Raw genomic sequence first — 26598 nt, 5'->3', positions numbered from 1 at the left:
GAGGGCGAGCCAATGGCACTCAGAAAAATCAGCCACGTCAGCGAGGCCGACCACCGTATTGTTACCGACGCGGTCGCCGACGCCGAGCGCGGCACTGACGGCGAGATCGTCACGATCATTGCCGCGCAGTCGGACGGTTATGACGATGTGGCGCTCGTCTGGGCAAGCGTCGGCGCCTTTGTTGCCATGTCGCTCGTGGCGTTGTTTCCGGCTTGTTATCAGGGATTGTACCAGACGCTGACCGGAGGCTGGGGCGCCGAGCCGACCGCAAACCAGTGGCTCGGCATCGTGCTGGCCTTTGGCGCGCTCAAATGGATCGGCATCTGGATCATACTGCTGTGGCGGCCGCTGCGCCTTGCGCTCACGCCGCACGCGATCAAGGCGGGGCGCGCCCGCGCGCGCGCGATCGACCTGTTCAAGGTCGGGACCGAGGCGAAGACCGTCGGGCGCACGGGCGTCGTGCTCTACGTCAGCCTGAAGGAGCATCGCGCCGACATTGTCGCCGACGAAGCGATTGCGGCCAAGGTCGCGCCCGAGGTGTGGGGAGAGGCCATGGCCGCGCTGATCGAGCGTATCCGCGCCGGCCAGCCGGGCGAAGGCATGGCCGAAGCGGTCAGGCAGATGGGCGTCGTCCTCGCTGAACATTTTCCCAAGAGCGACAACAACCCCAACGAGCTTTGCGACCGGCTGATCGAGATTTGACCCAATGACCCGCCCTGCCCCCGGCACCCCCGTCGAGGCGCGGTGGGAGGGCCGCTTCATCACCGTCAGGCAGCAGGGCAATTGGGAGTATGTGGCACGCGCGCGCGGCATCCATGCGGCGGTCATCCTTGCCATCGACGATGCGGACGACGGGCGCCACGTCCTGCTCGTCGAACAATATCGCGTCCCGCTCGGCCGATATTGCCTCGAACTGCCCGCCGGGCTCGTTGGCGACGATACCGCAGGCGAGGCGCCCGAGACCGCAGCTGCGCGCGAGTTGGAAGAGGAGACCGGCTACCGCGCCGCCGAATGGCAGACCGTCGGCGAATTCTATTCCTCGCCCGGCATGGTGAGCGAGAGTTTCACGTTGCTTGTCGCGCGCGGCCTCACGAGGGTTGGCGAAGGCGGCGGAGTCGATAGCGAGGATATCATCGTCCACCGAGTCCCTCTGAGCGGCATCGCCGACTTTGTCGCGGCAAAACGCGCCGAAGGCTGCGGCATCGACGTGCGCGTCGCGATGTTGCTTGCGGGAGGGTTACTGGCTTGATGACTCTCTTCGACCGAAGGTCGTGCCTTATTTGATCGTCATCCCCGCGAATAAGCAGATGACTGCTTTCACCTCAAACCGCCGTTGGCAGCGACGTGATGGCCTACCGTCCGCCGAAACGCCAGCGCAGCAGCGGTCGTGCCAGCAGAAGACCTGCGAGAAATCCACCGACATGCGCCCAGATCGCCACCGCGCCGAATCCACTGCTGCCTGCAAAGCCCAGCAGCAATTGCAGCCCGATCCACGCCGCAGCGAGCCACAATGCGCGCACCCAATGGCTGGGAATCGGCCCTATCGCGGGCGCCTGGCTGCGGCTGAACAGCAGTGCGAACACCGCGATCAGCGCAGAGATTGCGCCGCTTGCACCAATCATCGGCACCGCCGAAGCGGGCTCCGACAACCATTGCGCTGCCGCACCCGCATAGGCGCCGACGAGGATCAGCACAGCCATCGCCTTGCTCCCCAGCGGCGCCTCGAGCTGGCGGCCGACGAACAGCAATACGACCATATTGAAGACGAGATGCAGCACCCCGCCGTGCAGGAAGGCCGATGTGAGCGGCGTCAACGCAAAGGGTACCATCGTCCCCGGCGGCAGGATCAGTTCGCTGCCCGACCGCGCGGGAACGAATCCCGCGCGGACGATGGCCTCGATCTGCAGGCCGGTAATCGACAGCAGGATGAACAGCACCGTGCAGGCGAGCGCATAGCCCGTGACCAGCGGCGTATCCTGCGGCCTCATCCCGCGCGGCCGATCAGAGGAATTCGATCTTGGTCACCAGATAATATTTGTCGCCCGACGGGACCGTAACTTCGATCTCGTCGTCGACGCGGCGGCCGATCAGCGCGCGGCCGAGCGGCGAATTATAGCTGATCTTGCCAACTTTGGCGTCGGCCTCGGCCTGTCCGACGATCTGGTATTTGACCGGCTTGTCGTCTTCGTCCGACAGGGTGACGGTCGCTCCGAACACGATGCGGTCGCCCGATAGCGTCGAGGGATCGATGACCTGCGCGCGCGACAGCTTGTCCTCGAGGTCGCCGATCGTGGCTTCGACCTGACCCTGGCGCTCCTTCGCGGCATGATATTCGGCATTTTCCGAAAGATCGCCGTGCGCGCGCGCTTCTTCGATCGCGTCGACGATCAGCGGTCGCTCGGCTTTGAGGGCGGCGAGTTGCGCGCTCAGTTTCTCATAGCCTTCCGCCAGCATCGGCACCTTTTCAACGCTTGCCATTATCATCTCGTCCTTCGTCAAATATCCCGTCCCGGCGGCGAAGCGCCGGGCGGCTGAGCCGCTGTATCCGTCGATGTCGGGGGGTGAAGCGGTTCCTCAATAATAGTCTTGAAGCGGCTTTACTTCAAGAGAGCGTGCACGCAGCGCCCCGATCGCCTCGGTCGCCGCATGGCTTGCCGCGGCGGTCGTGTAATAGGCGATGTCGGCGCCGAGCGCCGAAGCGCGGATCGACTGCGAATCCTGCAAGCTCTGCCACCCCTCGGTGGTGTTGAAGATCAGCTGCACATCGCCATCCTTGATGCGGTCGACAATGTGCGGCCGCCCTTCGGCAACCTTGTTCACCCGCTCGACGGCGACCCCCTGTTCGGCAAGATAATCGGCGGTGCCGCCGGTCGCGATCACCTGCCACCCCCATTCGGCGAGCTGGCGGACGGGCGCGACGATGCGCGGCTTGTCGCTGTCCTTCACCGACACGAACAGGCGTCCCTCGGTCGGCAGGCGGTCGCCCGCGCCGAGCTGTGCCTTGGCGAAGGCGGTATTGAAATCGCTATCGATTCCCATGACTTCGCCGGTGGACTTCATCTCGGGCGACAAGACGGGATCGGTGCCAGGGAAGCGCGCGAAGGGGAAGACCGCCTCCTTGACCGCGACGTGGTCGATATCGCGATTGATCTTTGGCAGGTCGGCGAGCTTTTCGCCCGCCATCACGCGCGCCGCGATCTTGGCGATCGGCGAACCTACCGCCTTTGCGACGAACGGCACGGTGCGGCTCGCGCGCGGGTTGACCTCGATCAGGAAGACTTCGTCGTCCTTGATCGCGAACTGGATGTTCATCAGCCCGCGCACCTCGAGCGCGCGTGCGAGCAATTCGGTCTGGCGCTCGATTTCGGCAATGATCGTGGGCGACAGGCTATACGGCGGGATCGAGCAGGCGCTGTCGCCCGAATGGACCCCGGCTTCCTCGATATGCTGGAGCACGCCCGCGACCACGACATCGGTCCCGTCACAGATCGCGTCGACGTCGACCTCGATCGCGTCGCGCAGATATTGGTCGATCAGGACGGGAGAGTCCCCCGACACCTGCACTGCCGTCTCGATATAATTTTCGAGCTGCGCCTGGTCGTCAACGATCTCCATTGCGCGCCCGCCAAGGACATAGCTGGGACGGGTCAGCACCGGATATCCGATCCGCGACGCGACCGCGACCGCCTCTTCGCGGCTGCGTGCGATGCCGTTGTCGGGCTGCTTGAGGCCGAGCTTGTGGACGAGCGCGGCGAACCGCTCGCGGTCTTCGGCGAGGTCGATCGCGTCGGGCGAGGTGCCGAGGATCGGGATGCCCGCGTCCGACAGCGCCTGCGCAAGCTTCAATGGCGTCTGGCCGCCGAACTGGACGATCACGCCCGCCAGCGTCCCCTTCGACATTTCGACGTGCAGGATTTCGAGCACATCCTCTGCCGTCAGCGGCTCGAAATAGAGGCGGTCCGACGTGTCATAGTCGGTCGATACCGTTTCGGGGTTGCAGTTGACCATGATCGTCTCGAACCCGGCGTCCTCGAGCGCGAAACAGGCGTGGCAGCAACAATAGTCGAACTCGATCCCCTGCCCGATACGGTTCGGTCCGCCGCCGAGGATGACGACCTTCTTGCGCTCGCTGGGGCTCGCCTCGCACTCGGGCTCGCCAAAGGTCGGCGCTTCATAGGTCGAGTAAAGATAGGGCGTCTGCGCCGCAAATTCGGCGGCGCAGGTGTCGATCGTCTTGAACACCGGCCGCACGCCGAGCTTGTGACGCAGCGCGCGCACTTCCTTTTCAGTGACGCCGCCCGTCATCGCCTTGACCGCCTCGTGGATCAGCCCGGTGCCGCGCGCAGTCGAGCGGCGCGTGCCCGGCTGGAGGTTCGCCGACTGGAGCGCCAGATAGGCAAGGCGCTTGTCCGAAAAGCCCATCGCCTTCAGCTTCCGCAGTCCCGCGGCATCGCGCGGCAGGCCGTTGCGGCACACGTCGCTCTCGGCCGCGACGATTTCCTCGATCCGCTGCAGGAACCACATGTCATAGCCTGCGACGCGGTTGATCTCCTCAAGCGGCAGCCCCTCGCGGATCGCCTGCGCGGCGATGAGCAGCCGGTCGGGGGTGCGGCGCGCCAGTTCGTTACGAAGCTGCTCGTGGCTCGCGCCCTTCAGCCGGTCGACGAAATTGAAGCCCGACAGGCCGGTCTCCAGCCCGCGCAGCGCCTTCTGCATCGATTCATGAATGGTGCGACCGATGGCCATCACCTCGCCCACCGACTTCATCGCGGTCGACAGCAACGGTTCCGACCCCTTGAACTTTTCAAAGGCAAAACGCGGGATCTTGGTGACGACATAGTCGATCGTCGGCTCGAACGACGCCGGGGTGACGCCGGTGATGTCGTTCATGATCTCGTCGAGCGTATAGCCGACGGCAAGCTTCGCCGCGACCTTGGCGATGGGGAAACCGGTCGCCTTCGACGCGAGCGCCGACGAACGCGACACGCGCGGGTTCATCTCGATCACAATCAGGCGGCCGTCCTTGGGATTGACCGCGAACTGGACGTTCGACCCGCCGGTTTCGACGCCAATTTCACGCAGCACCGCGATGCTCGCGTTGCGCATGATCTGATATTCCTTGTCGGTCAGCGTCAGCGCGGGGGCGACGGTGATGCTGTCGCCGGTATGCACGCCCATCGGATCGACATTTTCGATCGAACAGATGATGATGCAATTGTCCTTGCGGTCGCGCACCACCTCCATCTCATATTCTTTCCAGCCGAGGAGCGATTCCTCGATCAGGACTTCGGTGGTCGGCGACGCGATCAGGCCGCCGCGGACGATATGTTCGAACTCCTCGCGGTTATACGCGATGCCGCCGCCGGTGCCGCCCATGGTAAAGCTGGGGCGGATGATCGACGGCAGGCCGGTGCGTTCGAGCACCGCGAACGCCTCGTCGAGCGTATGCGCAATGCCCGAGCGCGCGCTTTCGAGGCCGATCTTGTCCATCGCGTCGCGGAACTTGATCCGGTCTTCGGCCTTGTCGATCGCCTCGGCATCGGCGCCGATCATCTCGACGCCATATTTTTCCAGCGTCCCGTCGTTGAACAAGGCGAGCGCGGTGTTGAGCGCGGTTTGCCCGCCCATCGTCGGCAGCACGGCGTCGGGGCGTTCCTTTTCGATGATCTTGGCGACGATCTCGGGCGTGATCGGCTCGACATAGGTCGCGTCGGCGAGCTCGGGATCGGTCATGATCGTCGCCGGGTTGGAGTTGACGAGGACGATGCGATAGCCCTCCTCCTTGAGCGCCTTGATCGCCTGCGTCCCCGAATAGTCGAACTCGCACGCCTGACCGATAACGATCGGGCCGGCGCCGATGACGAGGATGGATTGGATGTCGGTTCTTTTGGGCATTATTTTTTTTCCGTTTGTGCCACGCAGCCCCAACCGTCGCACTCGACGCCGAAACTGTCTTCAATCTGCAAATAGGTCATCGTCAGGTCACGCATCGCATCATCGTCGGTCGTTTGCGTTCGGACCAAAAACAACCAAGGCTCGCCCTCCTCGTCGGCCTCGATGAACTCCTGCACGGTAAAGCCGAAATTCTCACACGCCGCTTGGAGCCGCCGGAGCGCGTCCATCGGACCGCGAAAGGAAACATCGACCTCGCGCGGGACGTCCGGCAGATCACCATTCTCGCGCAAATTGCGCAGAACATCGAGATCTGCTGCCCAAACCTCATCCCACTGATCAGGAGAAGGAATCTGCGAACTCACTTTAACCCACCAACAAACTTCTCGAACAGGTAAAAGCTGTCCTGCGGCCCCGGGCTCGCCTCGGGGTGATATTGCACGCTGAACGCGTTCTTGCCCGTAATCGCGATGCCGCAGTTCGATCCGTCGAACAGGCTCTTGTGCGTTTCGACCACGCCCGCGGGCAGCGTCGCGGCGTCGACCGCGAAGCCGTGGTTCATGCTCGTGATCTCGACCACGCCGTCCGCAAAATCGCCGCCGACGCGCTGCACCGGATGGTTCGCGCCGCGGTGGCCCTGATGCATCTTCACCGTCCTTGCCCCCGCCGCGAGCGCGAGCAGCTGGTGGCCCAGACAGATGCCGAAGATCGGGACGTTGCGTTCGAGCAGCCCCTTGATCACCGGCACCGCATAATCGCCCGTCGCCGCTGGATCGCCGGGGCCGTTCGACAGGAACACGCCCGCGGGCTCCAGCGCCAGCACTTCGTCGAGGGTCGCGGTCGCGGGCACCACGGTGACGCGCGCGCCAGCCTTCACGAGATTGCGGAAGATATTGTCCTTCGCGCCATAGTCGATCGCGACGACATGGGGGCGGACTTGAGCCGTCGCCCCATTTCCGTTCGTGTCGAGCGAAGTCGAGACACCGTGAGGTCGTGCGCCGTCGATGGGCATCTCGACTTCGCTCGATGCGAACGGGATTTGGTAACCCTTGCCGAGAGCCCAAACGCCGCCGGTCCATTCGCCGGTGTCGGTGCGGCTGACGCCTTTCGCCAGGTCCATGCCCTCCAGCCCGGCCCAGCCGCGCGCCATCGCCAACAGCTCGTCGATGTCGAACTTGCCCTCGGGGCTGTGCGCGATCACGCCGTTGGGCGCGCCCGCTTCGCGGATGCGGCGCGTCAGAGCGCGCGTGTCGATACCCGCAAGCCCGATTACGCCCTGTTCGGCCATCCAATCGGGCAGCGTCTGGAAGCTGCGGAAATTGCTGGGCGCCGTCGGCAGCTCGCGCGTGATGCAGCCAAGTGCGCCGTGCACGCCGCGTTCCATATCCTCGGGGTTCGCGCCGACATTGCCGATGTGCGGAAAGGTAAAGGTGATGATCTGCCCGGCATAGCTCGGGTCGGTCAGGATTTCCTGATAGCCGGTCATCGACGTGTTGAAGCAGATTTCGCCCACACCGGCACCCACAGCGCCATAACCCACGCCCCACAGGATCGTGCCATTGGCAAGGACAAGAACGCCGGTGGCGCCGGAAGGCTGGCTTTTGGGCGCGGCAGAGGGATTGGCTGGTGCCATTTAACATGCTCCGGTCGGGGGGCTAAACGGCCGACCAATTAGGCGGCAAAAAAGTGATTCACAAGCTATCGGATTTGGAATCTTGCCGCTAAAGGTGCTCCTTTCCGAAATGAGAAAAGCTGGGGACACGCAATGATTCGTGATGCTCTTAAGGCTGCGCAGGTCGCCGCAATGAAGGCCGGCGACAAGGCGCGGCTCGGCACCATCCGCCTGATGCTGGCCAAGATCAAGGACCGCGACATCGAGCTTCGCACCGGTACCGCACCCGCAGACGACGATGTGCTCGTCACCGACGTCCTTCAGAAAATGGTCAAGCAACGCCGCGAATCGATTGCGATGTACGAACAGGGCGGCCGCCAGGAACTCGCCGACATCGAGGCGGCGGAAGTTGTCGTGATCGAGGAATTCCTGCCCGCACAACTGAGCGAAGAAGAAGCGACCGCTGCGATCCGCGCCATCATCGCCGAACTGGGCGCAAGCGGCCTCAAGGACATGGGCCGCGTGATGGCGACGGTCAAGGAACGCCACGGCAGCGAACTCGACATGAGCAAGGCGAGTGGGTGGGTGAAGGGGGCGCTTTCCGCCTAAAGGGGACATGCCCTGCCCTAGCCCCCCGCCCGCAGGAGAGGGATTGGCTGGGCCGCGAGCGCATATTTCTCCCCTCCCGCTTGCGGGAGGGGTCGGGGGAGGGCCTGTTTGGACAAGGGCTACAAACGAGCGACCGCAAATTCCCGCGAGTTGAGACTCAACGCGACCGACGCCGAACGGAAGCTATGGGCACAGTTAAGCGCCCGTAAAGTCCGGGGTGTCCGCTTCAATCGCCAATTCCCGATCGGCCCGTTCATCTGCGACTTCGTATCGCGCAGCGCCAAACTTGTGATTGAAGTCGATGGCGGCCAGCACGCGCTTGATGTAGCCAGCGACAAAGCGCGCACTCCTATTTGCAAGCACGGGGATATCGAGTGATCCGGTTCTGGAACAATGATGTGCTAGAACGGATCGATGGGGTCGTGCGCGAGATCGAGCGCGTGCTAGCCACATGCCCTCCCCCGACTCCTCCCGCAAGCGGGAGGGGAGTACCGTGACCCTCACCCCCCAATGGCTGGACGAATTGCGCGCGCGCATCACCTTGTCGACCCTCATCGGCCGCACGGTGAAGATCACGCGCGCCGGTCGCGAGTATAAGGCGTGCTGCCCCTTCCATAACGAGAAGACGCCCAGCTTCACGATCAACGACGAAAAGGGCTTCTATCACTGCTTCGGCTGCGGCGCGCATGGCGATGCGATTCGCTGGATGACCGAGCAGCGGGGGCTCGGTTTCATGGACGCGGTAAAGGAGCTTGCCGCCGAGGCCGGGATGGACGTCCCCGCTCCCGACCCGCGCGCCGCGAAAAAGGCCGAGGCTCAAGCGAGCCTGCGCGATGTCGTGCAGGCCGCCGCCGACTGGTTCGCGCAGCAGCTCGAGAGCAGCAACGGCGCCCCGGCGCGCGATTATCTGGCGCGACGCGGCATTTCGGAGGCGACGCGCAAGGCGTTTGGCTTCGGCCTTGCCCCCGATAGCCGCAGCGCGCTGAAAGAGGCGCTCAAGAAATTTCCGACCGCGATGCTTGTCGAGGCGGGGATGCTGATCGCGGTCGATGACAAAGAGCCTTACGACCGCTTTCGCGGCCGCCTGATGATCCCGATCTGCGACGCGCGCGGGCGCGTGATCGCCTTTGGCGGCCGCATCCTCGGTGACGGCGAGCCCAAATATCTGAACTCGCCCGACACGCCGCTGTTCGACAAGGGGCGCACGCTCTTCAACCTCGACAAGGCAAGCCCCGTCACCCGCCGGACGAACCGCATCATCGTCGTCGAGGGCTATATGGACGTGGTCGCGCTTGCCGAAGCGGGGATCGACGACGCCGTCGCGCCCCTCGGCACCGCGCTCACCGAAAATCAGCTGGGGCTGCTTTGGCGGATGGTGCCCGTGCCGCTCCTCTGCTTCGACGGCGATGCGGCGGGTCAAAAGGCGGCGATGCGCGCCGCGACGCGTGCGCTGCCGCTGCTGCGCCCCGGTTTCAGCCTTGCCTTCGCGACGCTTCCCGCCGGGCAGGACCCCGACGATCTGGTACGCGCCAAGGGCGCCGACGCGTTCGAGGCGATCCTCGAGAGCGCGCAGCCGCTCGTCGAGCGACTATGGGCGCACGAGGTCGCCGCCGGACCGCTCGCGACGCCCGAGGAGCGCGCCGCGCTCAAATCGCGCCTGCTTGCTCACGCCGACGCGATCGAGGATACCGATGTGCGCCACCATTATCGCGAGGCGTTTCGCGAAAAGCTCGATGCGCTCTTCGCGCGTCGACGCCCCGACCGCGGGCCGCGCGTCCCCTGGGCGCCGCAGGGCGCGCGCGGCGGCGGCCGGCGCTTCGCCCCCGACCCACGGTTGCAACCTCCGGCCGAGGAAACGCGTTCGATCGGGCAGGCAGGAATCGCCGCGCCCTATGCCGCGGCGCTGATCGGGGGCTTGTTGCGCCATCCGCAGGCGATTCGCCGTAACGAGGAGGCTCTGGTGCGGCTCGCAATCCCCGACCCTGGCGACGCAGAATTGCTCGCCGCGATGCTTGACATCGCAAATGCCGAGGAAGGGCTTGATTGCGAGGGGTTGCTTGCCATATTGGAGCCCATGAAGGTGTATAATAGGGCGATGACATTGCTCAGAGCCGATGGAATGCACTTCTCGTTCAATCGACGGCTTGAAGAGGGCGAAGGGGCCGCGGCGGCGCGCGAATCCGCGCTTCGCGACCTTGACGAATATATCGGCGTGCTGGTGACGCAGCCTGAAATCCGTGCCCGGCTGGCCGAGGCGACTGCGGATTTCCAGCGCACGATGGACGACGAAGGCCTGGCGCGGCAGCAAAAGCTGCGCGCTTTGGATGAGGATTTGACCCGCCGTTTGGCCGCGCTGTCCGACAGCAGCCACGGCTCGACTATGAATTAATTGCCCCAAGGCAAGGAAACAGAATGGCCACCAAGAACGAAGCCGACACCGACGCTCCGCTGATCGACCTCAACGAAGCCGATGTCAAAAAGCTGATCGCGCGCGGCAAGAAGCGCGGCTACCTCACCTATGACGAGCTGAATGCGGCGCTGCCGCAGGACGAAATGTCGTCGGAACAGATCGAGGACATCATGTCGGCGATCTCCGACATGGGCATCAACATCGTCGAAAGCGATGAGGATGTGCAGGAAGAAACCGACGCCGAGCCCGACGACGAAGTCGATGTCAGTGCAGGCACCGGGTCGGTTTCGAATCCCGCTATCGAAAAGAAGAAGGAAACGGTCGATCGCACCGACGATCCCGTTCGCATGTACCTGCGCGAAATGGGGGCGGTCGAGCTGCTGAGCCGCGAGGGCGAGATCGCGATCGCCAAGCGCATCGAGGCGGGCCGCGACACGATGATCCTGGGGCTGTGCGAAAGCCCGCTGACCTTCAACGCGATCATCGAATGGTCGAACGCGCTCAACAATGGCGACATGCAGCTGCGCGAGATCGTCGATCTCGAAGCGATGCTGTCGAAAGATCCCGCGCCCGAGAATCTTGAGGAAGAGGGCGCCGAGGACGACGGCGAGATCAGCGAAAAGACCGCCGGCGTCTCGTTCAAGGACGAGGATGAGGTCGAGGAGGAGCCCTCGGCCGACGGCGAGGATGAAGATGGCGAAGGCACGTCGGGCAAGCGCGAGCGCTTCGACGACGATGACGAAGACAATACGCTGAGCCTCGCCGCGATGGAAGAATTGCTCAAACCCGACGCTCTAGAGAAATTCGCCGCGATTACCAAGAGCTTCAAGGCATTTTCGAAGCTGCAGGACGCGCGGCTCGAGGCCTTGTCGGGCGGCGAGGAATTCCCTGCCGCGTCAGAGAAGAAATATCACAAGCTGCGCGAAGAGCTGACCGCTCAGGTCGAAAGCGTCCAGTTCCACGGCACCAAGATCGAATATCTGGTCGACCAGCTCTATAGTTACAACCGCCGCTTGACCGCGCTCGGAGGCCAGATGCTGCGGCTTGCCGAACGCCACAAGGTGCCGCGCAAGGCCTTCCTCGACAATTATATCGGACGCGAGCTCGAGGAAAACTGGCTCGACGAAGTCGGCGGCATCGACAAGAAATGGGCCGCCTTCGCCGAGAATGAAGCAGGCGCGGTCGACCGCATCCGCGTCGAAATCTCCGAGATTGCACAGGCCGCGGGCATGAGCCTCGTCGAATTCCGCCGCGTCGTGAACATGGTCCAGAAGGGCGAACGCGAGGCGCGCATCGCCAAGAAGGAAATGGTCGAGGCGAATCTGCGCCTCGTGATCTCGATCGCCAAGAAATATACCAACCGCGGGCTGCAGTTCCTCGACCTCATCCAGGAAGGCAATATCGGCCTGATGAAGGCGGTCGACAAATTCGAGTATCGCCGCGGCTACAAGTTCAGCACCTATGCGACCTGGTGGATCCGGCAGGCGATCACCCGCTCGATCGCCGACCAGGCGCGCACGATCCGTATCCCGGTCCATATGATCGAGACGATCAACAAGCTCGTGCGTTGCAGCCGCCAGTTCCTCCACGAAAGCGGCCGCGAGCCTACCCCAGAGGAAATGGCCGAGCGTCTGTCGATGCCGCTCGAAAAGGTCCGCAAGGTGATGAAGATCGCCAAGGAGCCGATCAGCCTCGAAACGCCGATCGGTGACGAGGAAGACAGCCACCTCGGCGACTTCATCGAGGACAAGAACGCCGTCATTCCGGTCGACGCCGCCGTGCAGTCGAACCTGAAAGAGACGGTTACGCGCGTCCTCGCCTCGCTGACCCCGCGCGAGGAGCGCGTTCTGCGCATGCGCTTCGGTATCGGGATGAACACTGACCATACGCTCGAAGAAGTCGGGCAGCAGTTCAGCGTGACGCGCGAACGTATCCGCCAGATCGAGGCGAAGGCGCTGCGGAAACTCAAGCACCCGTCGCGCAGTCGCAAAATGCGTAGCTTTCTCGACCAGTAACCTTCGGGCGACATTCGTCGAATTTTTTGGGCGTCCGGTCTAACCGGGCGCCCATTTCGGTTGGCCGACGCATTATGTCGGGCGCGTCCGTCGGAACGGCGGCGCTCTCCCCCACCTTTCCTCGAGTTTGAGCCATGACAATAACAACGATCTGATGGCGTCACTTCCCGACCATTGGGATATTTTCCCTATCGGTGACCAGCGGAAGCGCTGTCCGATCCGCCAGAAGGCCGGGAATTCAGCCGTTCAGAAAAATTGGCACGCCCTTTGCGAAGCATTGGGCACGAACGCGGGGCGGTGCCCGCTACGAGAATAGGAAAGACAAAAATGGTACAGGAAACCACCAACCTCTTCCGCCGTCGCGACACCTTTTTCGGTATTTGCGAGGCCGTGGGCCAGGATTTCGGCTTTAATCCCCTGTGGCTGCGTCTGGCGTTCATTGCGCCGCTCTTCTTCTTTCCGGTGCAGACCTTTGCGGCCTATTTCGGCCTCGGCGCGATCGTGCTCGCTTCGCGCCTGCTCTTCCCTGCCAAGGCGGGCGCCGCCGAACAGCCGGTGCTCTCCGAAGTCGGGGGCACCGCGCCGACCGCCGACAAGGCCGAGGAACTCGCACTCGCTGCTTGAGAGGGCGCGGGCGGCCTATCCCCTCTCCCCTGGTCCGCCCGTCCCCGCCTCGATGGCGCCCCCCGCCAAAGCGACCAGACCCGGTAGGCTCCCCGGCCTGCCGGGTCATTTCGTCCGCTCCGAAATGTCTGCTGTCCCGCGTCGGAACAGAATCTGACGAAAAGCACAGCCGCCCATAAACGCGACGTTTACGACGTTGCTTTATGGCTGACGGCAACAGTTCATCGGCGCGGCTGAAGCTCGTCGCCCCAGGCCAAGGATTTCGCATTGAGCCCATCGATCCAGCCGAAGCAACCGGCACGCGGCGTCGCCGAACTGCTTGATTCGCTCGTCGCCAGCGAAGGCGCGGGCGCGCATCCCCACATCAAGGCCGGAGCGCTGTCGACCGGCCCCGACGCGATGCGCAACCTGGCCGATGCCGTCCATTTCCTGTGCCTTTTGCACGGCCGCTATCCGGGCGTCATCGACAATGCCGCGCGCAAGGCGGTCGACGCCGCCTCGCGCCGCTGGATGGACGAAGCCGCCAACGCCTTCGCGCTCGAGCGCGCCTTCCTCTCGAAAATTGCCGCCGCGGCCGGCCCGGTGCCAAGCACGCAAGGTCAGGCGCAATGCGAAGCCGCCGTTGCCGCGCAGCGCAAGGCCATCGAAATGCTTGCGGAATCGGATCGCCACGGATGCGCTCTCGGTGCCGCCATCGCGCTGACGCTCGACTGGCGCACGGTCCGCGTGCTGCTCGACATCAGCGCGCAGAAGCTCGAAATGGCCGTTCCGCGGTGCACGCTGCCCGACCTCCGCGACACGGCGCGGCTCGCCGGTGCCATCGGCGGAACTCCCGCAGCCGAGCGCGCGATGATGTTCGGCGCACAGCAGTTGATTGCCCAGCACAGCGGGCTGTGGGATCTGCTTTCGGCCCGCGCCGCCAGCCGCGCGCATCCCTGACCCCGCGCCCGCGCGCCCAAATCTGCAAAGCATGTGAGGTTGCGCCGTCAAGCGCGCGCAGCTATGCCATCCCCGGTTGACGTTCACGTTAAGGGAAAGGCATTCCGCCCATGCGCTTCGAAGGCACCAGCGCCTATATCGCCACCGAGGACCTGAAGGTCGCGGTCAACGCGGCGACGATGCTTCGCCGCCCCCTCCTCGTGAAGGGCGAGCCCGGAACCGGCAAAACGGTGCTGGCCGAAGAGGTTGCCAAGGCGTTCGACGCGCCGCTCATCACCTGGAACATCAAATCGACTACAAAGGCACAGCAGGGTCTCTACGAATATGATGCCGTTGCGCGCCTGCGCGATGGCCAGCTCGGCGAAGAGCGCGTCCACGACATCCGCAACTATATCAAGAAGGGCAAGCTGTGGGAGGCCTTCACCAGCCCCGAGCTCCCCGTCCTGCTGATCGACGAGATCGACAAGGCCGACATCGAGTTTCCGAACGATCTGCTCCAGGAACTCGATCGCATGGCCTTCCATGTGTACGAGACCGATGAGACGATTACCGCGAAGGAAAGACCGATCGTCGTCATCACCTCGAACAACGAAAAGGAACTGCCCGACGCCTTCCTGCGTCGCTGTTTCTTTCACTATATCAAATTTCCGGACCGCGACACGATGGCCGAGATTGTCGAGGTTCACTTCCCCGGCATCCAGAAAACGCTGGTCAGTCGCGCCATGGATATTTTCTATGAAGTGCGCGACGTTCCGGGGCTCAAGAAAAAGCCTTCGACGAGCGAACTCATCGACTGGCTGAAGCTGCTGCTGGCCGAGGACATGCCGCTGGAGGTTCTGCAAAACCGCGATGTCGGCAAGGCGATTCCGCCGCTGCACGGGGCGCTGCTCAAGAACGAACAGGACGTGATGCTGTTCGAAAAGCTCGCGTTCATGGCACGGCGGCAGGGCGGCTGACACAATGGCCTATAGCGGCCACTGCGCCTGCGGGGCAGTTGCCATTCGCATCGACGGCGAACCGCTGGTCGTGCGGCAATGCTGGTGCGCGCAGTGCCAGAAGCTTGCCGCCGGCGGGCCGACGCACAACGCCATCTTCCTGACCGCCGACATCGAAGTGACCGGCGAGATCGCGTCGAACCGCCGCATGGCGGCGAGCGGCCGCGAACTCGCCTGGTCCTTTTGCCCGGCTTGCGGGACTCAGCTTTTTGCTGCGTCCTCGGCGGGGCCGCACATGCGCGCGGTCCGGCTTGGCCTCCTCGACGATCATGGGCTTAAACCGACGATCGCGATCTGGACCGACGATGCCCCTGCTGGAGCGACGATCGATCCGGCGATGGAGCAATATCCGGCGCAACCGCCCCCGCCGGGGGCACCGCGTTAGAGCTGGTACGCAACCTCGACGTCGCCCCAGCGACGGCCGTTGATCGTCGCGGGCATATAGACATTGCGGACGGTGATAAAGTTCGTCCCGTCGCCCTCCTGACGATAAACCGCCATGAAAAAGGGTGCCGTGCTGCGCTTTGCCGCGGCATCGGTCGCATCGAACAGGATACGCCCGTTGCGGCAATGCTGGGTGTCATGCTCGATATCGCCCGTCGGCGCGCGCGAGCAATCGGTGATATGAGTCGGCAGAAATCCGTTCATGTCGCCGGCGGACGACATCAACACTTCGGGATGCTCGCGGACGATCTCGTCGAACAGCGGTCGCCAATGCGCATCGGCCCAATCGCACAGGCTGGTCCGAAACCGTTCGGGGTTCGAGTTCGGCACGCGGACATAGTTGGTGTCGAACAGTTGCTCCATCGTCAGCGCGCCCTGCGCCACGGCATCTTCGGCAATCGCCACGAAACGGTCGCGCACACGCGAGGCGAGCTGGACGATAGCCGAATCCTGCGGCGAGACGCCCGCAGAGATCACGGCGTTGAACATCCTGTTCGATACATATTCCATCGACAGGATCGAATCGCGCGTGCCGGCGAGCGTGGCGCTGTTATCACGCACCGAGGCAACGACGCTGTCCATCGCCTCGCGCACCTTGGCGCCATTGGCGTGTACCATCGCGCTCGACTGCGCGATGCGGTCGCTCTGGTCGTCGAGCAGGGCAACAAGGTGCGTCGCATCGTGCAGCGCGTCGGTAATCGTCTCGAACTGCGCCTCGGCGCGGCTCGACTGTTCGACCCCCGACTGAATTTCCGCAACGAGCCCGCTCGCCTCTGTTGCGAGGCTGCCGATGCTGCGGCGGATTTCGTCGGTCGCGCCGCGCGTATTCTGCGCAAGTTTCTTCACTTCAGCGGCAACGACCGCAAAGGTCCGGCCCGCGTCGCCCGCACGCTCGGCCTCGATTGCGGCGTTGAGCGCAAGCATGTTGGTCGTCTTGGCAATCTGCTCGATTGACTGGCTGACCTGCTGCACCTGCTCCATCACGGCAGCGAAATTGGTGACATGCGTTCCGAGGCGCGCGACAAGGTCGATGACCGAGCGGAATTCGGTGACGGCGCTGTTGACGCGCTCGGCCCCGGCGTCGAGCTGTTCGCAAGCGCGCGCCGACAGAAGCTTGGCTTCGTCGGTCGAATCGGCGATCTGGCGCTGATCCGCCTCAAGGCTGACGACAAATTCTTCGAGCCGCCCAAGCTCGGAAATCTGCCGTTCCATCTGATCGGTCGCAAGCTTGATGCGGCCCGCCGCATCACTGCACCCGACAGCAAGCTCGCCGCAATCGCTTGCGACGGACTGGTCGAGAACCGCCGTATTGGCGTTGATCGGTTCGAATTTCATCGGCTTACCCACGTCCCTGTGCCATCGCGCAGCTATGCCGAACATTGGTTAATGCGGCGTCAACGGGTGGAGTCTGGCGCGATGCCGCACGCCCGCGGGCCTTACCTATCCACTTTCCGTAAACGTAAAGTGATTGCGCGGGCAATCTCGACGGGCTACCCCTAGGCCATGCTTCTCGGCTTTCTCGACGAACTGCGCGCTGCGGGGATCCCTGCCAGCCTCAAAGAGCATCTGATGTTGCTTGAGGCGCTCTACCGCGAGGTGATCGACCGCAGCCCCGAGCAATTCTATTATCTGTCGCGCGCCATCTATGTGAAGGACGAGGGCCTGCTCGACCGGTTCGATCAGGTGTTCAACAAGGTCTTCAAGGGGATTCTTACCGACTATGGCCAGAACCCGGTCGATGTACCCGAGGAGTGGCTGAAGGCGGTCGCCGAAAAATATCTGACGCCCGAGGAGATGGAGGCGATCAAATCGCTCGGCGACTGGGACGAGATCATGGAGACGCTGAAAAAGCGTCTCGAGGAACAGCAGAAGCGCCACCAGGGCGGCAACAAGTGGATCGGCACCGGCGGGACGAGTCCCTATGGCAACTCAGGCTATAACCCCGAAGGCGTGCGGATCGGCGGCGAAAGCAAGCACAAGCGCGCGCTGAAGGTCTGGGAGAAGCGCGAGTTCCAGAACCTCGACAACACCAAGGAACTCGGCACCCGCAACATCAAGATCGCGCTGCGCCGCCTGCGCAAATTCGCGCGTGAGGGCGCGGCCGACGAACTCGACATTCCGGGTACGATCGACGGCACCGCGCGGCAGGGCTGGCTCGACATCCAGATGCGCCCCGAGCGCCGCAACGCGGTCAAGCTGCTCCTTTTCCTCGACGTTGGCGGCTCGATGGACCCGTTCATCAAGCTGTGCGAGGAATTGTTCAGCGCCGCGACCACCGAATTCAAGAATCTCGAATTCTTCTATTTCCACAATTGCCCGTATGAAGGCGTGTGGAAGGACAACAAGCGCCGCTGGTCCGAACGCCACCAGATGTGGGACATCCTCCACAAATATGGCCATGATTATAAGGTGATCTTTGTCGGCGATGCGTCGATGAGCGCCTATGAAATCACCCATCCGGGCGGCAGCGTCGAACATTTCAACGAGGAATCGGGCGCGGTCTGGCTGGGCCGGATCACCAAAGTCTATCCCGCCGCGGTGTGGCTGAACCCGGTGCCCCAGGCGCATTGGGGCTATACCCAGTCGGTGAAGCTGATCAAACAACTGATGAACGACCGCATGTATCCGCTCAGCCTCGCCGGGCTGGACGATGCCATGCGCGAATTGACGCGCAAGCATTGAGCGCGGCGTGGGTAGGTTCAGGGACAGGCTGCGCGGCTGGTTCGGACGATATGCGATAGAAGACCCGCGGCCGACCGCCGCCAAGGCACCCTATACCTTCTATCTACCCTCAGAAAATGAGCTGTTGGCGGTATCGCCCGGCGACCTCGTCAAACTGATTTTCCGGTCGATTCCCGATAGCGGCGAATGGGACGCCGAACGCATGTGGGTCATCGTGACGGCGGCAGAGGGAGCACGACTGACCGGTACGCTCGACAACGATCCACTCGACATGCCCCAGCTCAAGGCCGGTGATGCTGTGACGTTCGACCGTGCACATATCATCGACATCGACTGGAGCGAGGATCGCGCCGCCCCTCCCCCGACCGCGCCCGAACGGCGGGAATATTGGGACCGCTGCTTCGTCGATGACCAAATTCTCGATGGCCGGCTCAAGGTGGAGTTTCTATATCGTGAGGAGCCCGATCCACCGCGCGAAGGCGACAAATACCCCGACAGCGGCTGGCGCTTTCGGTGCGACACACGCGGTCTGACCGACGCCGAATATGACAATCCGAGCTTCAGCTACATCGCGCTCGGCAAGGTGCTGAACGGCGACGACAGCTGGCTGCACCTGATCGATGCGCCGGTCGGCAGCGCCTTTCTGCGCGACCGGGACACTGGCGCTTTCCATCCCACGGCGATGCCCGACGTCGGTGATGACTGATCCCGACAGGCGTCATTCGCGCTTCCACGCGGTTCGCTCACGGCTCGAGGCGATGGCGGTCGCGCCGGGGCCGCGCGGCTGGTTCCTCGAATTTCTCGTCTTCGGCTTCAAACAGGGCTGGGCGTGCCTGTTCGGCGCCCTGATGCTCGCGCTTTTGCTCGGCACGCATCTGTTCTGGCCCGACGATGCGCCGGTCCACCGTTATGACGCGATCACCATCGGCGCGGTGCTGATCCAGCTCGGCATGCTGGCGTTCCGGCTGGAGACGCCGAAGGAAGCGCTGGTTATCCTGATCTTCCACGTCGTCGGCACGGTGATGGAGTTGTTCAAGACTGCGGCGGGATCGTGGCAATATCCCGAGCCGAGCCTTTTCCATATCGGCGCGGTGCCGCTCTTCTCGGGCTTCATGTATGCGGCGGTCGGCAGCTATATCGCGCGCGTCTGGCGCATCTTCGACTTTCGCTACACCGGCTATCCCCCGCTCTGGACGAGCTTCGCACTCGCCGCCGCGATCTATATCAATTTCTTCGCGCACCATTGGACCTACGACATTCGCTGGTTCCTCTTTGCGGCCACCGCCCTCCTCTTCTGGCGCTGCCAGGTGTGGTTCCGGCCGCTCCACGTCCACCGGCGCATGCCGTTGCTCGTCGGCTGGGGCCTTGTCGCGCTCTTCATCTGGTTTGCCGAGAATATCGGCACCTTCGCCCGCGCGTGGAGCTATCCGAACCAGGCGAACGGATGGGAAATGGTCGGGATCGAAAAGCTCGGGAGCTGGTATCTGCTGATGATCATCTCCTTCGTGCTCGTCAGCATCGTCCAGCGCCCGAGCGGGCTCGCTCAGCCGAAGGGCGCGTCGATCGAGGGAGGCGGTTCGGAAAACCAGCGCGGGCCGTCGGCGGCCATATAGAAGCAATCCTCCAGCCGGATGCCGAATTCGCCGGGAATATAGATCCCGGGCTCGTTCGAAAAGCACATGCCGGGCGCGAGCGGGGTCGTCTCGCCGCGCACGAGGTTCACCGGCTCGTGCCCGTCGAGGCCAATGCCGTGCCCGGTACGGTGCGAGGTTCCGGGCAGCTTGTATCCCGGCCCCCAGCCAAGGCTTTCGTAATAGGCACGCACCGCGTCGTCGACCGATCCCGCGGGTGCGCCGACCTGGGCTGCGGCGAAGGCAACCTCCTGCCCCTGACGCATCTGCTCCCACACCTTGCGCTGGCGCGCCGTCGCCTCGCCAAAGACAAAGCTGCGCGAGATGTCGGACTGATAGCCATGCACTGACGCGCCGCAGTCCATCAACACGACCTCGCCCTTTGCGACGCGCTGCGGCTTGCCGCTGCCGTGCGGATAGGCGCTCGCCTCGCCGAGCAGGATCAGCTCGAACTCGCTGCGCGCGCCCATCGCGACCGTCGCCGCACGCATAATCATGCCGATGTCGGCGGGAGTCATCCCTTCCTCGATACGCGGCGCCGTGTGGCGATAGGCGGCGATGGTGATGTCGTTCGCGACCTGCATTAGCGCGAGTTCGGCGGGCGATTTGATCATTCGGCACCCGCGCACGACCGGCGCGCCGTTCACGACCGGCGCTTGCGGCATCGCCTTTTCGAGCGCATCGACCGCGAAATAACGCACCGTTTCCTCAACGCCGATCCGCCCCTGCGCAAGGCCGCGTTTGCCGAGCCATGCCGCGACCTTTGCAAGTGGATTTTCATCCTCGTTCCACGTCAAAATCTCGGCCTCTATGCCGAGGCTTTCGCGCACCGACGGTTCCTCGAAAAAGGGCGTGACGACCGCAACCTCGCCCTCACGCGTGAGAATGGCAGCGGTCAGCCGCTCGCTCCGCCACCACTGCACACCGGTGAAGTAGATGAGGCTCGATCCCGGCTCGATCAAAAGCGCGCCGATATCATTCGCGGCCATCAACGCCTTTGCCTTGGCGATGCGCGTCATGCGTTCGGCCTTGCCGATGGGAGCCGCCTTTGCCGCAAGGTTGGCAAGGTCGGCCGCGTCGGCGGCGAGAACCGACGGAGGCAGGCCCACCGCAAAGGCGCCGACCGCTGCGGTGCCAAGAAACTTTCGTCGCCGCATCATCGCCGTGCCTTTCAGCTGTAAAGAAGAAGCTGTGAAATCTCGTCCCGCCACGCCGCTTCATCGGGCAGCGCGAGCGCGTCGAGGTCGCCCGGCGCGGCGCCTGCATCGTCGACCCACTCGCGCAGCAGCGGCGAGCCGTTGATCACGTCGATCGCGAGCACGTCGTCAGTATATTCATATTTGAAATCGAGCCCGCGCCAGATCGGGTAGTCGGGATAAAGGCTGCGGATCGCCTTGAAGCCGAGCGCCTGGACACGCCAGGGACGAAAGGCGTTATGATCGTACCACGGCCCCTCGGCATGGATATGGACGCCGCTGTTGAGGCGGCCGACATGCTTGTGGAAGGTCGGCTCGAACCACAGGTCGCGCAGCTTGCACCCGGCAAGCCACTCGGGCGCGATCCGTTGCATCTCGGCAATTACCGCGCGCGCGTCGATGTCGGGCGCGCCGAACAGTTCCAGCGGGCGCGTGGTTCCGCGCCCTTCGCTCAAGGTCGCGCCTTCGACCATCACCGTTCCGGCATAGGCGCGCGCCATGTTGAGGTTTGCGGCATTGGGGCTGGGGTTAATCCAGACGCGGTCGGCGGGCCAGCCGAAGCCCGCGCCTTGTGGCTCCCACCCCTCCATCTCGATCACCCGATAATCGACGTCGAGATCGAAATGGCGGATGAACCAGCGCCCCATCTCGCCCATCGTCAGGCCGTGGCGCATCGCCATCGGCCCCGCGCCCACAAAACTCTCCCAGCCTTCGCGCAGCAATGTGCCTTCGACCGGTCGTCCGGCGGGGTTCGGACGGTCGAGCACCCACACCGCCTTGCGGTGTTTGGCGGCGGCCTCAAGCACATAAAGGAGCGTCGTCACATAGGTGTAGATGCGGCAGCCCAGATCCTGCAGATCCACCAGCAGCACATCGAAGCTGTGCATCGACTGACCGGTCGGGCGGCGCACCTCGCCATAGAGGCTGAAACAGGGAACGCCGTACACCGGGTCGGTGAAATCGGGCGATTCCATCATATTGTCCTGCAAATCTCCGCGCACGCCATGCTGGGGACCGAACACCGCGGTCACATTCACCCCCGCCGCGACGAGCGCGTCGAGGCTGTGGACGAGGTCGGCCGTCACCGATGCCGGGTGGGCGAGCAGAGCCACGCGCTTGCCCTCCAGCGGTTGGCGAAGGAGGGGGTCGGCGAGCAGGCGGTCGATGCCAAATTTCACGGTCATGACGCGTCGGGTGCCCCAAGCGTGAGCGCGAAGCAATCGGGATGATGAAAATCGGGTCTGCCCGGCGGATGCGCGAGCGCCCAAAAGCTCTTGGTCCCATCCACCTCCTCGATCACGGCCGACAGGCCGAGTTTCGTCGTCGCTTCGGGCAATATCCCCGGCTCTATTCGCAGCGCGTAGCGCGTCGCCTCGCGCGCGGCCTGCATCGCCCAGGGCGCCAGCTCGTCCGGCCGCTGCAATACGCGATAATCGTCAAACTGGTAACAGGCCCAGCGACCGTCCGGCGCATAATTGAATTCTGTATAGTCTGTTCCGCCCTCGTCGGTCAGAAAGGCTTCGAAACAGCTGCTTTGCCACAGTCCGTCGGTCGCGCTGTCAGCGATGACGAGTTCGCCCTGCCCTTCGGGGAGGATGACCGCGGCGATATCGCCCGCGACGACGAACTCCAGAGCAAAACCATCGTCGAACGACAGCGTCACCTCGACCGCAACCGATCGCACAGCTTTCGCCGGGGTCTGCGGATGACATATCAATTCCGCGCGCATGCTACCCAAATCCGAAACCCCATGCTAAGCGCCCCCGGCTTTCCAAGAGGCTGTTATGACGACCTATCAATCCGACCTGCTGCGCCTGCTCGATGAACGGGGCTATATCCATCAGATGACCGACGCGGAAGGGCTCGATGCGCTCGCCGCGAAACAGGTCGTTCCGGGATATATCGGCTTCGACGCGACCGCGCCGTCGCTGCACGTCGGCAGCCTCGTCCAGATCATGATGCTGCGCCGCCTGCAACAGGCGGGGCACAAGCCGATCGTGCTGATGGGCGGCGGAACGACGCGGATCGGCGACCCGACCGGTCGCGACGAAAGCCGCAAGATGCTCGATGACGCAACGATCGAGGCGAATATCGCGTCGATCCGCACCATTTTCGAACGCTTCCTGACCTTCGGCGACGGCCCGACCGACGCGGTGATGGTGAACAATCACGACTGGTTGGGACAGCTCGGCTATATCGAACTGCTTCAGGAAGTCGGCACGCACTTCACCATCAACCGAATGCTGACCTTCGATTCGGTCAAGCTGCGGCTCGACCGCGAACAACCGATGACCTTCCTCGAATTCAACTACATGATCCTGCAGGGTTACGATTTCCGCCACCTGTCGAAAGCAATGGGCGTACGGCTGCAAATGGGCGGGTCGGACCAGTGGGGCAATATCGTCAATGGCATGGAACTCGGCCGCCGGATGGACGGCGCCGAACTGTTCGGCTTGACGACTCCGCTGCTCACGACGGCTGCGGGCGCCAAAATGGGCAAAACTGCAGCGGGCGCGGTGTGGCTCAATTCGGGACAGCTCAGTGATTACGACTATTGGCAATATTGGCGCAATTGCGACGACCGCGACGTCGGGCGATTCCTGAAGCTGTTCACCGATCTTCCGCTCGACGAGATCGCGCGGCTCGAGGCGCTCGACGGCGCCGAAATCAACGAAGCGAAGAAGGTGCTGGCGAACGCGGCGACCGCGATGTGCCGCGGCCCGGAAGCAGCAAGAATCTCCGCCGAAACCGCCACGCAAACCTTTGAAAAGGGTCAGATAGGTGGCGACCTGCCGCAGGTCACAGCGCCCGCCGGGGGGATCGACATTTTGACCGCGCTTCGTGAGCTGGGCTTCACCGCCTCGAACAAGGAAGGGCGGCGCAAACTCGACGAAGGTGCGGTCAAGGTGGACGGGGTCGCGGTCCGCGATCCGCACCACAAAATCCTGCCTGCCGACGACCCCGTTCCGCTCAGCCTGGGGTCGAAAAAGCACGGTCTCGTCACGCGCTAAAGCCAAAGCCGGATTTACTGATTCTTCAGTAATTCTGCCGATCCTTGTACGCACATAACAAGGGTTCAGTTCGAATGCGCAAGATTGACACCAGCAAGGCCCATTACGTTGGCCTCGACCAGCGGATCGCGCCGCGTAGCGACGTCTATTGCCGCTTGCCTTTCGTGTTGCCTGACGGGCGGCAGGAAATGTGCACCTGCGTCAACATCAGCGCCGACGGCCTGCTGATGCGTTATGAACGCGGGCTCGAGCCCGGCGACCTCGTCGTCTTCCGCATGCCGATCATCGGCCGCACCGCGGCAAAGGTCATCTGGTCGCTCGGCGGCAAGACGGGTGTGCAGTTCGACAAGTCGATCTCGGTCGAAGACTATCTGCCGATGATCCGCGCGATGGGTGCGCGCGGCGACGTCAACTAACCGCTTCGGAGCAGCGGCACCGCCGCATCGCGCTCGAAGAGATAAAGGCACAGACGCACCGCCTCCCCCCGTTTCCCCGTTATGCCGCCGTCGCGCTCGACGAAGAGCCGCGCGTCGTCGTGCGCTGCGGGGAGAAGCCGCACGAGCTGTTCGGCGCTCGCGACGCGATAATCGGCGTCGCCCGATTGCTTGAGCCCAAGCAATTCGCCCCCGCCACGCAGTTCGAGATCCTTTTCGGCAATGACGAATCCGTCGTTTGTCTCGCGCATCAGCGCCAGCCGTTCACGCGCCGTCTCCGACAGGTTCGGCGAACGCAACAGCAAGCACACCGATTTTGCCGCACCGCGTCCGACGCGACCGCGAAGCTGGTGCAGCTGCGCGAGACCGAAATTCTCGGCATGTTCGACGATCATCAGGCTAGCCGCAGGAACATCGACCCCGACCTCTATCACCGTGGTCGCGACGAGCACGCCAATCTCGCCCGCCGCGAACCGCGCCATGACGTCATCCTTGTCCGCGCCCTTCATCTGCCCGTGGACAAGCCCGACCCGCTCGCCCCCCAGCCGCGCACGGAGCAGCGCCGCGCGCTCCTCGGCTGCCGCCAGCTCGCTCGTTTCGCTCTCGGCGACAAGCGGACACACCCAATAGGCCTGCGCGCCACCATCGAGTTGCCGCTCGAGCCCCGCGACGACCTCGTCGAGTCGTTCGATCGATACGACGCGCGTGTCGACCGGCGTGCGGCCCGGCGGCATTTCGTCGAGGCGCGACACGTCCATCTCGCCATGATTGGCGAGCAGAAGCGTCCGCGGGATCGGCGTCGCGGTCATCACGAGCAGATGCGGGGGCCGCGCGCCCTTGTCCGTGAGCATTAACCGCTGCGCGACGCCGAAACGATGCTGTTCGTCGACGACAACGAGCGCGAGGTCGCGATAGGTCACCGCCTGCTGGAAGATCGCATGCGTACCGACGAGGATGTCGATGCTGCCGTCGGCGAGCCCCATCAGTGTCGATTCGCGCGCGCGGCCCTTGTCGCGCCCGGTGAGAATCGCGAGATTGACCGGCAGGCCCGCGAGCATTTGCTGCAACGTCGCATAATGCTGGCGCGCGAGGATTTCGGTCGGCGCGAGCAGCGCCGCCTGCGTCCCCGCTTCGACCGCCGCCAGCATCGCGCGCAGCGCGACGAGCGTCTTGCCCGATCCGACATCGCCCTGCAGCATCCGCAGCATCGGCGTATCCTGCGCCATGTCGCCCGCAATCTCGCGCCCGACGCGCTCTTGCGCGCCCGTCAGGCCGAAAGGCAGCTGCAGCGCACCGGTCAGCCGCCCGTCGCCGACGATCGCCCTGCCCTTGCGCGTCCGCAATCCTTCGCGGATCAGCATCAACGCAACCTGGCTCGCAAAGATTTCGTCATAGGCGAGCCGGTCGCGCGCCGCCTCGTCGCGCGGGCTGGCATGCGCGCGTTCGAGCGCGTCGCGCCACGCAGGCCAGCCCCGGCTCGCGAGCAGGGGCGCGTCGATCCATTCGGCCAATTCGGGCCGCCGTTCGAGCGCCACCGCCGCCAGCTGCGACAGCCGCGCGTTGGTCAGCCCCTCGGTCAGCGGATAGACGGGCTCGTGTACAGCGATGCCGCCCTCGTCGCCCGGCTCGGCGACATGATCCGGGTGGACGATCTGGCGCATGTCGCCATAAAGATCGAGCCGCCCCGACACGCGGCGTTTCTCGCCGAGCGGGAAGAGCTTGCGCGCGAGGCCCGAAGTGCGGCCGAAATAGACAAGCCGCACATGGTCGCCCGCACTGTCGAACGCCTCGACCCCGAAGGGCGCGCGCGGGCTGCGGCCGGGGCGATAGTCCTGCGCGGCCACCTCGACGATGATCGTCTGTCCCGGCTGCGCATCGTCGAGCCGCTCGACGGGCACGCGCGAAATCAGCCCCGTCGGCAGGTGGAAAAGCACATCGACCACCCGCTCGAGCCCGAGCCGCGCGAGCGGCTTCGCAAGTTGCGGCCCGACGCCCTTGAGGTCGGTGAGCGCGGCGAAGAGCGGGTTGAGGATATCGGGTCGCATCGGTCGTTGCTGTGTAGCGTGAGCTTTGCGAAGTTGCATCACCCTCTCGAACATCATCT

General features: G+C 63.9%; 24 protein-coding genes and 1 pseudogene. 15 read left to right on the top strand and 10 right to left on the bottom strand.

From position 1 onward, the window contains the following. The first annotated feature begins 12 nt into the window (after positions 1-12). Both JI743_RS00200 and JI743_RS00195 read left to right on the top strand, forming a co-directional pair. Complete coding sequence (locus JI743_RS00200) at positions 13-702, top strand: TPM domain-containing protein (RefSeq protein ID WP_201924813.1); 690 nt, start codon at positions 13-15, stop codon at positions 700-702. 4 nt (positions 703-706) lie between these two features. Continuing rightward, positions 707-1249, top strand: a complete 543-nt coding sequence (locus JI743_RS00195) for an NUDIX hydrolase (RefSeq protein ID WP_201924812.1) — start codon at positions 707-709, stop codon at positions 1247-1249. Positions 1250-1352: 103 nt separating this feature from the next. Here the strand turns inward: JI743_RS00195 and JI743_RS00190 are convergent, their stop codons facing one another. The 5 genes from JI743_RS00190 to carA form a co-directional block, all read right to left on the bottom strand. Continuing rightward, entirely contained in the window at positions 1353-1988 is a 636-nt protein-coding gene (locus tag JI743_RS00190; RefSeq protein ID WP_201924811.1) for a rhomboid family intramembrane serine protease, read from the bottom strand. Between the two features lie 13 nt (positions 1989-2001). Continuing rightward, positions 2002-2478, bottom strand: coding sequence for a transcription elongation factor GreA (gene greA / locus JI743_RS00185; RefSeq protein ID WP_201924810.1), 477 nt, complete (start codon positions 2476-2478; stop codon positions 2002-2004). A 96-nt stretch (positions 2479-2574) separates the two neighbouring features. Next, a complete protein-coding gene (carB, locus tag JI743_RS00180; RefSeq protein WP_201924809.1) occupies positions 2575-5895 on the bottom strand; it encodes a carbamoyl-phosphate synthase large subunit in 3321 nt (1106 codons plus the stop codon). After that, a complete protein-coding gene (locus tag JI743_RS00175; RefSeq protein ID WP_201924808.1) occupies positions 5895-6257 on the bottom strand; it encodes a ribonuclease E inhibitor RraB in 363 nt (120 codons plus the stop codon). Before JI743_RS00175 ends, carB begins: the two co-directional genes overlap by 1 nt. Further along, positions 6254-7525: a glutamine-hydrolyzing carbamoyl-phosphate synthase small subunit gene (gene carA / locus JI743_RS00170; protein WP_201924807.1), complete on the bottom strand. Its 1272-nt coding sequence runs from the start codon at positions 7523-7525 to the stop codon at positions 6254-6256. The genes JI743_RS00175 and carA overlap by 4 nt, the downstream gene beginning before the upstream one ends. A gap of 132 nt (positions 7526-7657) precedes the next feature. Here carA and JI743_RS00165 point away from each other — a divergent pair, with 132 nt between their 5' ends. The 8 genes and pseudogenes from JI743_RS00165 to JI743_RS00130 all read left to right on the top strand — a co-directional run bounded on the left by JI743_RS00165 (position 7658) and on the right by JI743_RS00130 (position 15481). Next, complete coding sequence (locus JI743_RS00165) at positions 7658-8113, top strand: GatB/YqeY domain-containing protein (protein WP_201924806.1); 456 nt, start codon at positions 7658-7660, stop codon at positions 8111-8113. A 108-nt stretch (positions 8114-8221) separates the two neighbouring features. Continuing rightward, positions 8222-8610: pseudogene (locus tag JI743_RS00160) on the top strand (endonuclease domain-containing protein). After that, positions 8607-10502, top strand: a complete 1896-nt coding sequence (gene dnaG / locus JI743_RS00155; RefSeq protein ID WP_201927175.1) for a DNA primase — start codon at positions 8607-8609, stop codon at positions 10500-10502. Before JI743_RS00160 ends, dnaG begins: the two are co-directional and overlap by 4 nt. Positions 10503-10525: 23 nt before the next feature. Then, entirely contained in the window at positions 10526-12538 is a 2013-nt protein-coding gene (rpoD, locus tag JI743_RS00150) for an RNA polymerase sigma factor RpoD (RefSeq protein WP_201924805.1), read from the top strand. A gap of 327 nt (positions 12539-12865) precedes the next feature. Further along, complete coding sequence (locus JI743_RS00145) at positions 12866-13162, top strand: PspC domain-containing protein (protein WP_201924804.1); 297 nt, start codon at positions 12866-12868, stop codon at positions 13160-13162. Positions 13163-13429: 267 nt separating this feature from the next. Further along, complete coding sequence (locus JI743_RS00140; RefSeq protein WP_201924803.1) at positions 13430-14101, top strand: DUF6975 family protein; 672 nt, start codon at positions 13430-13432, stop codon at positions 14099-14101. Between the two features lie 110 nt (positions 14102-14211). Then, positions 14212-15057: an AAA family ATPase gene (locus tag JI743_RS00135; RefSeq protein ID WP_201924802.1), complete on the top strand. Its 846-nt coding sequence runs from the start codon at positions 14212-14214 to the stop codon at positions 15055-15057. Positions 15058-15061: 4 nt separating this feature from the next. Next, on the top strand, positions 15062-15481 hold the full coding sequence (locus JI743_RS00130) for a GFA family protein (protein WP_201924801.1): 420 nt from the start codon (positions 15062-15064) through the stop codon (positions 15479-15481). On the opposite strand, the gene JI743_RS00125 is transcribed toward JI743_RS00130, so the two are convergent. Then, the gene (locus JI743_RS00125; protein WP_227339547.1) at positions 15478-16875 is read right to left on the bottom strand and encodes a methyl-accepting chemotaxis protein; all 1398 of its coding nucleotides are present in this window, start codon (positions 16873-16875) and stop codon (positions 15478-15480) included. The two genes, JI743_RS00130 and JI743_RS00125, sit on opposite strands and share 4 nt — an antisense overlap. A 168-nt stretch (positions 16876-17043) precedes the next feature. Between JI743_RS00125 and JI743_RS00120 the strand changes: the two genes are divergently transcribed. The 3 genes from JI743_RS00120 to JI743_RS00110 are packed head-to-tail and all read left to right on the top strand — an operon-like array spanning position 17044 to position 19835. After that, positions 17044-18222 (top strand): vWA domain-containing protein, encoded by a 1179-nt coding sequence (locus JI743_RS00120; protein WP_201924799.1) that lies wholly within the window; start codon positions 17044-17046, stop codon positions 18220-18222. Positions 18223-18229: 7 nt separating this feature from the next. Next, on the top strand, positions 18230-18928 hold the full coding sequence (locus tag JI743_RS00115) for an immunity protein Imm33 domain-containing protein (protein ID WP_227339545.1): 699 nt from the start codon (positions 18230-18232) through the stop codon (positions 18926-18928). Beyond that, positions 18921-19835, top strand: coding sequence for a DUF817 domain-containing protein (locus JI743_RS00110; RefSeq protein ID WP_227339544.1), 915 nt, complete (start codon positions 18921-18923; stop codon positions 19833-19835). Before JI743_RS00115 ends, JI743_RS00110 begins: the two co-directional genes overlap by 8 nt. Here JI743_RS00110 and JI743_RS00105 read toward each other — a convergent pair. Genes JI743_RS00105 through JI743_RS00095 form a run of 3 tightly spaced genes read right to left on the bottom strand, consistent with a single transcriptional unit; the run spans position 19766 to position 22733 of the window. Next, on the bottom strand, positions 19766-21010 hold the full coding sequence (locus JI743_RS00105; protein ID WP_201927171.1) for a M24 family metallopeptidase: 1245 nt from the start codon (positions 21008-21010) through the stop codon (positions 19766-19768). The two genes, JI743_RS00110 and JI743_RS00105, sit on opposite strands and share 70 nt — an antisense overlap. 14 nt (positions 21011-21024) lie before the next feature. After that, entirely contained in the window at positions 21025-22227 is a 1203-nt protein-coding gene (locus JI743_RS00100; RefSeq protein ID WP_201927169.1) for an exo-beta-N-acetylmuramidase NamZ family protein, read from the bottom strand. 2 nt (positions 22228-22229) lie between these two features. Next, entirely contained in the window at positions 22230-22733 is a 504-nt protein-coding gene (locus JI743_RS00095; protein ID WP_227339542.1) for a DOMON-like domain-containing protein, read from the bottom strand. Positions 22734-22833: 100 nt separating this feature from the next. On the opposite strand from JI743_RS00095, the gene tyrS reads away from it, so the two are divergent. Then, positions 22834-24060 (top strand): tyrosine--tRNA ligase, encoded by a 1227-nt coding sequence (tyrS, locus tag JI743_RS00090; protein ID WP_201924797.1) that lies wholly within the window; start codon positions 22834-22836, stop codon positions 24058-24060. A 74-nt stretch (positions 24061-24134) separates the two neighbouring features. Further along, the gene (locus JI743_RS00085) at positions 24135-24476 is read left to right on the top strand and encodes a PilZ domain-containing protein (protein ID WP_201924796.1); all 342 of its coding nucleotides are present in this window, start codon (positions 24135-24137) and stop codon (positions 24474-24476) included. Here JI743_RS00085 and recG read toward each other — a convergent pair. Further along, a complete protein-coding gene (gene recG, locus JI743_RS00080; protein WP_201924795.1) occupies positions 24473-26539 on the bottom strand; it encodes an ATP-dependent DNA helicase RecG in 2067 nt (688 codons plus the stop codon). The genes JI743_RS00085 and recG overlap by 4 nt on opposite strands. Positions 26540-26598 lie beyond the last annotated feature (59 nt).

Origin of the sequence: Sphingopyxis jiangsuensis (genome assembly GCF_016734905.1) — a bacterium.
Lineage (GTDB): Bacteria > Pseudomonadota > Alphaproteobacteria > Sphingomonadales > Sphingomonadaceae > Sphingopyxis > Sphingopyxis jiangsuensis.
The sequence above is the reverse complement of the archived record's forward strand: the minus strand, read 5'-3'. Positions and strand labels throughout refer to the sequence as shown.